An 8,667-nucleotide genomic window follows, 5' to 3' on the forward strand; every position below is an offset into this window, starting at 1 on the left:
GTTCATGAAGAACCGGCTACGGGCCACACTGGCGTCGTTCGGAGCCACGGCCGTGCTGCTGTCCGGCGGTGTCGTGCTCACCGCGCCACCGGCGGCCGCCGACACGCAGCTGTGCGACAAGTACGGCTCGCTGCGCATCCAAGGTGGCCGCTACATCGTCCAGAACAACAACTGGGGTGACGACACGACCCAGTGCCTGTCGGTGTCCGGCACCGGCTTCACCGTGACGACGGCGTCGCACAACCGGCCGACGAACGGCGCGCCGGGCAGCTACCCCTCGGTCTACGCCGGCTGCCACTACGGCAACTGCAGCACCGGCAGCGGCCTGCCGCGGCAGGTCCGGTCGCTCGGTTCGCTGACGTCCCGGGCGGACTACACGACCGTCCAAGCCGGACAGTGGGACGCCTCCTACGACGTCTGGTACGACCCCACGCCGAACCCGGCCGGGCAGAACACCGGCGCCGAGGTGATGATCTGGGGCAACCACCGCGGTGCCCCGCAGCCGGTCGGCAGCGTCATCGGCACCGCGCAGCTCGCCGGGGCCACCTGGAACGTCTGGTTCGGCAACATCGGCTGGAACGTCATCTCCTACGTCCGGACCTCCGGGACCGACAGCCTCGACGTCAACCTGACGGACTTCACCCGGGACGCCGTGGGCCGCGGCAAGATCAGCGACGCCTGGTACCTGACGAGCGTCCAGTTCGGCTTCGAGCCGTGGCAGGGCCAGACCGGCCTCGGCGTGCGCACCTTCAGCCTGTCGGGCTGAGATCCTTCCGGAAGCTCAGCCGGTCCAGCCCGGGTCCGTCGTAGTCGGGCTGGACCGGCCGTCCTTCGTACTCCTTCGGCCCGGGTTCGGTGACGAACCCCATCCTGGTGTGGAACGCGTGCGAACCACTGTTCTGCGGCGACGTGATCGCCCGGACCACCGAGCGTCCGTGCGCCCTGCTGTGGGCGAAGAAGCGCTCGTACAGCTCCGCGCCCAGGCCGGACCCGCGCTCGGCGGGGTCGACGCCGACGAAGTGGATGTAGCTCTCGTCCGGCCGCGACTGCGACAGGAACCCGATCAGGAACGCGACGATCCGGTCACCGGACGTCACCAGGAAACCGCTGTCGCCGAAGTGCTGGAACATCAGCTTCGGCAGGAGGAGGGCCCGTTGCCGCCTGCCTTCCTCGCCACCGAGGCCGCCCCACCAGGCGTCGAGGAGGGCCAGGACGGGCAGGTGGTCGTCCGGGCCGGGACGCCGGATCCCGAGGTGCTGCCAGGGGGCGGGCAGAGGAGTGGTCATACCCCGCACCCTGCCCGCCCCGGCGCGTCTGTTCCACCGGATTTCCGGTCACGGCACCAGCCGGCCCGCGCCCAGCTTCACCTGCTGCCAGACGGCGGCGGGATCGGCGCCCTGCTCGACCGCCTTGAGCGCCGGCGCGACCACCGTCTCCTGGATCTTCCCGTCGCCGGGGCCCTTGTACTGCGGCTTCCCGACCTTGCGCGCCTGCGCGACGAAGACCTGCCCGCTCAGCGCGCCGCCGAAGTAGCCGTTCATCTCGCTGAGCAGGTCGGGCGAGGTGAAGGCGTCGACCTGGCTGGGGAAGTTCCCGCTGACCCGGAACGCGTGCAGCTGCTGCTCCGGCGCGGTGAGCCAGGCGGCCAGCGCGGCGGCCTCCTTCTGGTGCGGGCTCGCCGCGGGCACCGTCAGGTAGGAGCCGCCCCAGTTGCCGCCGCCGTCCGGGAAGGCGTCGGTGATCGCCCACTTGCCCGCGTTGCCCGGGCCGGCCTGCTGCTCGATCGCGCCGAGCATCCACGATGGACAGACCTTCGTCGCGAACGTCCCGTTGCGCAGCCCGGCGTTGCCGTCGTCGGCGAAGGCCGTCAGCCCGGCCGACTGGCCCTGCCCGACCGCCTGGGTGACCTGGTCCCAGGCGGACTTGAGCCCGGTGTTCGTGTCGAACGTCGGGCGGTCCTGCCGGTCGAGGTACCCGGTCGGGAGCTGGTTGACCATGGCGTTGAAGTTCTGCGCGGCGGAGTCGAACCAGGCCTTGCCCTTGGAGCGCTTGACGTACCGCTCGCCGGCCTGGAAGTAGCTGTCCCAGCTCGCGAACATCGTCTTCACCGAGCCGGGGTCGGTCGGCAGGCCGGCGGCCTCGAGGAGGTCCTTGCGGTAGCACATCGCGAGCGGGCCGATGTCCGTCCCGTAGCCGACGAGCTTGCCGTCCTTGCTGCGCCCGGCCTCGTACTTCCACTCCAGCCAGCGCCCGGGCTTCACGTCGGACGGGCCGATCTCGGCCAGGTCGGCGAACTTCGCCGACTGCGCGAGCACGTCGGCGAGGTGGCCCTCCTCGACGGCCTGGACGTCGGCGAGGTCCTGCCCGCTCTGCAGCTTGGCCAGCAGGTCCTGGTGGTACGGGCCGCCCTGCTCGGTCCGGACCTGGCGGATGGTGATCCCGGGGTGGGTGAACTCGTACCCGGGGATCAGGTCGTCGTAGCCGAACTGCCCGAACGTCGCCAGGGTGAGCGTGAAGCTCTCCGGCGTGGCGGGGCCGCAGCCCCCGGTCAGGACCAGCAGGACGGCGGCTGTGGCGGCCGCCAGTGTTCTTCGGAACTTCCTCACGCGTGCGCACTCCCGATTCGCGACTCGCGCTCGCACACGAGGGTGGGAGCGCTCCCGGTTGGAGTCTTGTTTCCGCAGGCCACGGGTGTCAAGGTGGGCGACTGCGGGTGTCCGGACGGACACGGGCACGCGATGAACCGATTAAGCACTGGGGTCGGGTTTCTTGTGGTGCAACGGGTCCAGTGGAGGAGCGCGATGAAGCGTCCGACGATCACCGACATCGCCCGCGAGGCCGGAGTGTCCAAAGGGGCCGTTTCCTACGCCCTCAATGGACGCCCGGGAGTCTCCGAGGCGACCCGGCACCGGATCACCGCGATCGCCCGGGAGCTGGGCTGGGCGCCGAGCGAAACGGCGCGGGCGCTGTCCGGCGGCCGCGCCGGGGCGGTCGGGATGGTGCTGGACCGGCCCGCCGACGTCCTCGGTGTCGAGCCGGTGTTCCTGGCCCTGCTCACCGGGATCCAGCGTGAGCTCGGACCGGCGTCCCTCATCCTGCAGGTCGCGCCGGACCACGCCGCCGAGCTGGAGGTCTACCGGCGCTGGCACGGCGAGCGCCGGGCCGGCGGCGTGCTGCTCACCGGCCCCCGTCACGACGACGACCGGATCGCCGAACTGCCCCGGATCGGCCTGCCGGCCGTGGCGCTGGGCGGCCCGCTCGGCCGCCCGGGCGTCCCGTCGGTGCGGGTGGACGACGCCGCCGCGGTCGGCGAGGTGCTCGGCTACCTGGCCGCCCTCGGGCACCGCCGGGTCGCGTGGATCACCGGGCCGGGCGTGCTGGTGCAGACGCGGGTGCGGGCCGAGGCGTTCGCCGCGGTGGCCGGCCGGCTGGGCCTGGCCGGCGCGCGGACCGTCCACACGGACCACTCGGGCGAGGGCGGGGTGGCCGCGACCCGGCGGCTGCTGGCGGGCAGCCGGCCGCCGACCGCGCTGCTGTACGACACCGACGTCCTCGCCGTCGCCGGCCTCACGGCCCTGCGGGAGCTGGGTCTCGCGGTGCCGGACGACGTCTCGGTGGTGGCGTGGGACGACTCGGCGCTGTGCCGCCTGGTCCGCCCGGCGCTGACCGCGGTGCGCCGCCCGGTCGCGGAGTTCGGCGCGCTCGCGGTGTCGGTGCTGCGGGACCTCATGACGGGCGGCGACCCCGGCGACGCCTGCACGTCACCGCCGTCCCTGGTCACCCGCGGCAGCACCGGCCCCGCACGTCCAGGTCCGTGAATGGCCCATTGAGGGACTTCAAGTCCCTCAATGGGCCATTCACGGCCTTCGCCTCAGGTGCCCTGGCAGGTGGGGGACGGCTGGGCCGGGTTGGTCCCGGACGCGTTGACGACCAGGCCGAAGGTCGTCTCGCCGTCCGGGGCGATCCGGCCGTTCCAGTCCGCGTTGCGCACCGTCACCACCGAGCCGGACTGGCTCAGCGTCCCGTTCCAGACGCTGCCGACCGTCTGGCCCGCGGGCAGCGTCCAGCCCGCCTGCCAGCCGGTGTAGGCCGTGGTGCTGTGGTTCATGATCGTCACCGTGGCCTGGTAGCCGCCGCTCCACGCGTTGGTGATCTCGTACATCGCCATGCACGAGCCGCCGGTCGGCGGAGGAGACGTCGGGGTCGTCGGCGTGGTCGGCGGGGTGCCCGGGTCGTGCACCCCGGTGACCTCGCCGTGCCCGCCGTCGAACGTGACGTCCGAGCAGCCGTAGAACGTCTCGGCGCTGTCGGAGCGCTTCCAGACCGAGTAGATGACGTGCCGTCCCGTCTTGTTCGCCGGGAGCGCGCCGGTCCACTTGTACTGGCCGTCGACGGTGCCGACCTGGCCGGTCACGGGCGGGTGGTCGACGGTCAGGAACGGCTGGTCCTCCAGCGAGTCCCAGGTCAGCGGCTGCGACGGGTCCCAGCCGTCCTTCGTCACGTAGGTGTAGAACCAGCCCGGGTGGGCCGCCCACGCGTTGTAGGAGAAGTCGAACGTCGACCCCGCGGTGAGGTGGGTCAGCGGCCAGTCGCCGACCTGGTCGAACCCGGCGTAGTTCGGGTTCCCGCCGGAGCAGAGCTTGCCGTCCGGGATGAAGCCGCGGGTGCGCCCGGCGCCGTCGGAGCGCAGCACGGCGAACCAGTTGTACAGCGAGTTGGCGCCGCTGGTGGCCACCGCGGCCGAGCAGGCGGGGTTCTGCGGGATGATCTGGCCGGTCGAGCTCAGCCCGTCCTGCCAGCACAGGAAGGTCCGGCTGCCCGGTTTCATCATGGCGCCGTGCGCTTCGGCGGTGCCCGTGTTCAGCAGCACGGCGGTCAGGCTCGCCAGCAGTACCGTCACGGCGGCGAGGATCGTACTTCGTCTCCTGGTCACGTCAGTCCCTTCGTCGGGTTGCGTGCGTCGAAGACTGGGAGCGCTCCCATGGTCAGGATACGCGGTGGTGGCGGCTTCGGGAACATCCCGGAAACGGGGGCGGGTGACTGGCGCGGGAGCTTTGGCCTACCTTGGGAAAGGCACCCGATCACCGGGCTGGTCAGTGGAGAAAGGCAAGGTTGTCGGATAGTGGACATTCCGTCTTCGGTCCCCTCCTGGGTGCGGGCCGAACCCGCCCGGCTGCTCGGTTTCGCCGCGCCGGCCGCCCATCCCGCCGGCGGCTTCGCCTGGCTCGACGACGCCGGGCACCCGGTCCTCGACCGGCCCGTCGAGACGTGGATCACCTGCCGGATGACGCACGTCTTCGCGCTCGCGTCGCTGCAAGGCGTGCCGGGAGCGGCGCAGCAGGTCGCGCACGGCGTCGCGGGCCTGACCGGGCTGCTGCGGGATCCGGACCACGGCGGCTGGTTCGCCGCGGCGACCCCGGACGGACCCGCGGACGACGAGAAGCGCGCGTACGAGCACGCCTTCGTCGTGCTGGCCGCCGCGAGCGCGGTGGCCGCCGGGGCCGAGGGCGCGGACACGCTGCTGGCGGACGCCCTCGACGTCTTCGAGCGCCGGTTCTGGGAGCCCGGCCACGGCCGGGTCGCCGATGTCTGGGACCGCAGCTGGACGCGGCTCGAGGACTACCGCGGCGCCAACGCCAACATGCACACGGTCGAAGCGCTGCTCGCTGTCAACGATGTCACCGGCGACCCGGTCTGGGCCGCCCGCGCGCTGTCCATTGTGGAGCACCTGGTGCACGGCGAGGCCCGCGCGCACGGCTGGCGCCTGCCGGAGCACTATGACGCGGACTGGCACGTGCGCCTGGAGTTCAACCGGGACGAGCCCGCGCACCCGTTCCGCCCGTTCGGCGTCACCATCGGGCACCTGCTCGAGTGGTCCCGCTTGGCGGTACATCTGAAGCGCGCGCTCGGCGCCGGAGCGCCCGAGTGGCTGGTGCCGGACGCCGAGGCGCTGTTCGCCACGGCGGTGCGGGACGGCTGGGCCGTCGACGGCCGCCCGGGCTTCGTCTACACGACCGGCTTCGACGGTGTGCCGGTGGTGCGCAACCGGCTCCACTGGGTGGTGGCCGAGGCGATCGCCGCCGCGTGGACCCTGCACCAGGAGACCGGCGACCCGGCCCACCTCGACCGGTTCGAGGAGTGGTGCGAGCACGCCGAAGCCTGCTTCGTCGACCGGGAACGCGGTTCGTGGCACCACGAACTGGACCCGGAGAACCGCCCGGCCGCGACCGTCTGGGCGGGCAAGCCGGACGTCTACCACGCCTACCAGGCGACGCTGCTGCCCGTGCTGCCGCCGGCCGTGTCCTTCGCCGGGGTGCTCTCGCTCGACCGGGGCGCGGTGGCCGAAGGAAGCTGATCACGCCGGTAGGCTCGGGGGAGTCGTTTCCCTCCCGACAAGGAGAACCATGTCGCCTTTCGCCGCCGCCGCGGACCGCTATGCGGGCATGCCGTACCGGCGCGCCGGGCGCAGCGGGCTCAAGCTGCCCGCCGTGTCGCTCGGCCTGTGGCACAACTTCGGGGACGACAAGCCCCTCGACGTCCAGCGCGCGGTGCTGCGCCGGGCGTTCGACCTCGGGGTGACGCACTTCGACCTGGCCAACAACTACGGCCCGCCGCCGGGGGCGGCCGAGGCGAACTTCGGGAAGCACTACGCGGCCGACTTCCGGCCGTACCGCGACGAGATCCTGGTGTCGTCGAAGGCGGGCTACCTGATGTGGGACGGCCCGTACGGCGAATGGGGCTCCCGCAAGAGCGTGCTCGCGAGCCTCGACCGGAGCCTGGCCCGCACGGGTCTGGACCACTTCGACATCTTCTACTCGCACCGCCCGGACCCGGACACCCCGATCGAGGAGACCATGGGTGCCCTCGACACGGCGGTGCGGTCGGGGAAGGCGCTCTACGCGGGCATCTCCAACTACTCGCCGGAGCAGACGGAAGCCGCGCTGCGGGCGCTGCGCGAGCTCGGCACGCCGCTGCTGATCCACCAGCCGTCCTACTCGATCCTGAACCGCTGGGTCGAGGACGGCCTGCTCGACACCCTGGGCGAGCACGGCGTCGGCTCGATCGCGTACTCGCCGCTGAGCCAGGGCCTGCTCACCGACCGCTACCTGGACGGCGTCCCGGCCGGCTCCCGGGCCGCCGGGGCCAGCCCGTTCCTGACCGAGGACCGGCTCACCGAGGAGACCCTGGCCACGATCCGCGCGCTGAACGACGTCGCGAAGGGCCGCGGCCAGTCGCTGGCGCAGATGGCGATCGCCTGGATCCTGCGCCGCGGCCGCGTGACGTCCGCGCTGATCGGCGCGAGCAGCGTCGCCCAGCTGGAGAACACGGTGGCGGCGGTGGCGAACCTCGAGTTCACGGACGAGGAGCTGGCGGAGATCGACCGCATCGTGGCGGCTTAGCAGCCGATCCGCGCCGGGCCGGTCGCCACGTCGTCGAACCAGAACGTGTCCGCGTCGGTGCCGTAGCTCTCCCAGCCGAGCCGCAGGTCGGTGAGGGACGGGTGCCAAGCTCGGGCGAGCCACTGCTGGTCGACGTCGGGGGTCGGGACGCCGTCGACGACCAGGCCGGGCACCTCGGTGCCGTCCAGCCAGGTCCGCAGCTGCCCGGCGGGGCCGTCGATCCCGAACTCGAAGCACGACCAGGTCCCGGTCGGCAGCGGCACGCTCTGCGCGACGCCGGCCGGGCTCTGCGCGGGCAGGGTCGAGTCGTCGGACTCGCGGTTCCACTGCAGGGCCCGGTTCTGGCCGCCGGCCCGCAGGTCGCGGCCGCCGTCGGCGGTGTCCTTCAGAGCCATGAACGTGACGTGCCCGGCGGGCAGCGGGGTCGTGTGGCGGACCCAGAACCGGCCGTACCGCACGCTCCCGGCGGCCAGGGGCGTGCCGAGGAAGGCGTGGTTGCAGTACCCGCCGCCGCCGGCGACCTTGACCGAGCGGGTGCCCGAGTGCGCGACCGTGCTGTCGACGGTGACCGTGCCGGTGCCGGTGCAGTTCGCCGCGCCGACCGTCCACCGCCCGCCGGGGGTGGTGCCGGTCTGCTGCTCGAAGTCGTCGCAGACGTCGGAGCACCCGGCGGGCGGCGGCGCGGAGGTGGGCGTGGTGGTCGGCGTGGGCGGGGCGTCGCCGCCGCACGAGACGCCGTTGAGCGCGAAGTCCGCCGGTGCGGGGTTGCTGCCGGAGTACGTGCCCTGCAGGCCGAACGTCACGGTGCCGCCGGCGGGCAGGGACCCGTTGTACGACAGGCTCTCCGCGGTCACGGCCGTGCCGGACTGGCGGACGGTCGCGTTCCAGCCGGACGTCACGACCTGGGTGCTCGCGTAGTGCCAGGAGAGGGTCCACGAGGAGAGCGCGGTGGCGCCGTTCGTGACGGTGACCTGGGCGGTGAACCCGGTCGCCCACTGGTCGACGTGGTAGTCGACGCCGCAGGCGGGAGCGGCGGCGGCCGGGCTCGTGGCGAGGACCGCGGTGGTGCCCGCCGCGGCGAGGCAGAGCCCGGCCAGGGCGGCGGCGAACCTCTTCATCGGGGTACCTCCGGGACACGAACAGGGGCGCCGTGGCGGAAGCCACGGCGCCCCTGGGGGTTCGTGGGGGGGGGGGGGGGGCCCCGGGCGGAGCAAAAAAGAAGGGGGGGGGACCCCCAAAAAACAAGCCCAAGCAACACACCCCCCCC

The 8,667-nt window shown here is 72.6% G+C and carries 8 protein-coding genes; 4 read left to right on the forward strand and 4 right to left on the reverse strand.

Translation table 11 applies throughout. From position 1 onward, the window contains the following. Positions 1-4: 4 nt before the first annotated feature. Positions 5-766, forward strand: coding sequence for a glycoside hydrolase (locus ACGFMK_RS42795; protein ID WP_392775674.1), 762 nt, complete (start codon positions 5-7; stop codon positions 764-766). Here ACGFMK_RS42795 and ACGFMK_RS42800 read toward each other — a convergent pair. Next, positions 750-1,286 carry a GNAT family N-acetyltransferase gene (locus ACGFMK_RS42800; protein WP_392775676.1) on the reverse strand — a complete coding sequence of 179 codons (537 nt, stop codon included), beginning with the start codon at positions 1,284-1,286 and terminating at the stop codon, positions 750-752. The genes ACGFMK_RS42795 and ACGFMK_RS42800 overlap by 17 nt on opposite strands. Positions 1,287-1,334: 48 nt before the next feature. Beyond that, complete coding sequence (locus ACGFMK_RS42805) at positions 1,335-2,606, reverse strand: ABC transporter substrate-binding protein (RefSeq protein ID WP_392775679.1); 1,272 nt, start codon at positions 2,604-2,606, stop codon at positions 1,335-1,337. Between the two features lie 195 nt (positions 2,607-2,801). On the opposite strand from ACGFMK_RS42805, the gene ACGFMK_RS42810 reads away from it, so the two are divergent. Then, positions 2,802-3,818, forward strand: a complete 1,017-nt coding sequence (locus ACGFMK_RS42810; RefSeq protein ID WP_392775682.1) for a LacI family DNA-binding transcriptional regulator — start codon at positions 2,802-2,804, stop codon at positions 3,816-3,818. Between the two features lie 53 nt (positions 3,819-3,871). On the opposite strand, the gene ACGFMK_RS42815 is transcribed toward ACGFMK_RS42810, so the two are convergent. Then, entirely contained in the window at positions 3,872-4,900 is a 1,029-nt protein-coding gene (locus ACGFMK_RS42815; RefSeq protein ID WP_392775685.1) for a lytic polysaccharide monooxygenase, read from the reverse strand. Positions 4,901-5,122: 222 nt separating this feature from the next. Here ACGFMK_RS42815 and ACGFMK_RS42820 point away from each other — a divergent pair, with 222 nt between their 5' ends. Together ACGFMK_RS42820 and mgrA are read left to right on the forward strand one after the other, a co-directional pair. Beyond that, positions 5,123-6,355 (forward strand): AGE family epimerase/isomerase, encoded by a 1,233-nt coding sequence (locus tag ACGFMK_RS42820; protein ID WP_392775688.1) that lies wholly within the window; start codon positions 5,123-5,125, stop codon positions 6,353-6,355. Between the two features lie 49 nt (positions 6,356-6,404). Beyond that, entirely contained in the window at positions 6,405-7,400 is a 996-nt protein-coding gene (gene mgrA, locus ACGFMK_RS42825; RefSeq protein WP_392775690.1) for an L-glyceraldehyde 3-phosphate reductase, read from the forward strand. Here the strand turns inward: mgrA and ACGFMK_RS42830 are convergent. Next, positions 7,397-8,518: a cellulose-binding domain-containing protein gene (locus ACGFMK_RS42830; RefSeq protein ID WP_392775693.1), complete on the reverse strand. Its 1,122-nt coding sequence runs from the start codon at positions 8,516-8,518 to the stop codon at positions 7,397-7,399. The two genes, mgrA and ACGFMK_RS42830, sit on opposite strands and share 4 nt — an antisense overlap. Between the last annotated feature and the right edge of the window lie 149 nt (positions 8,519-8,667).

It is taken from the genome of Amycolatopsis sp. NPDC049252, assembly GCF_043197175.1.
In the GTDB taxonomy this organism is placed as follows: Bacteria; Actinomycetota; Actinomycetes; order Mycobacteriales; family Pseudonocardiaceae; genus Amycolatopsis.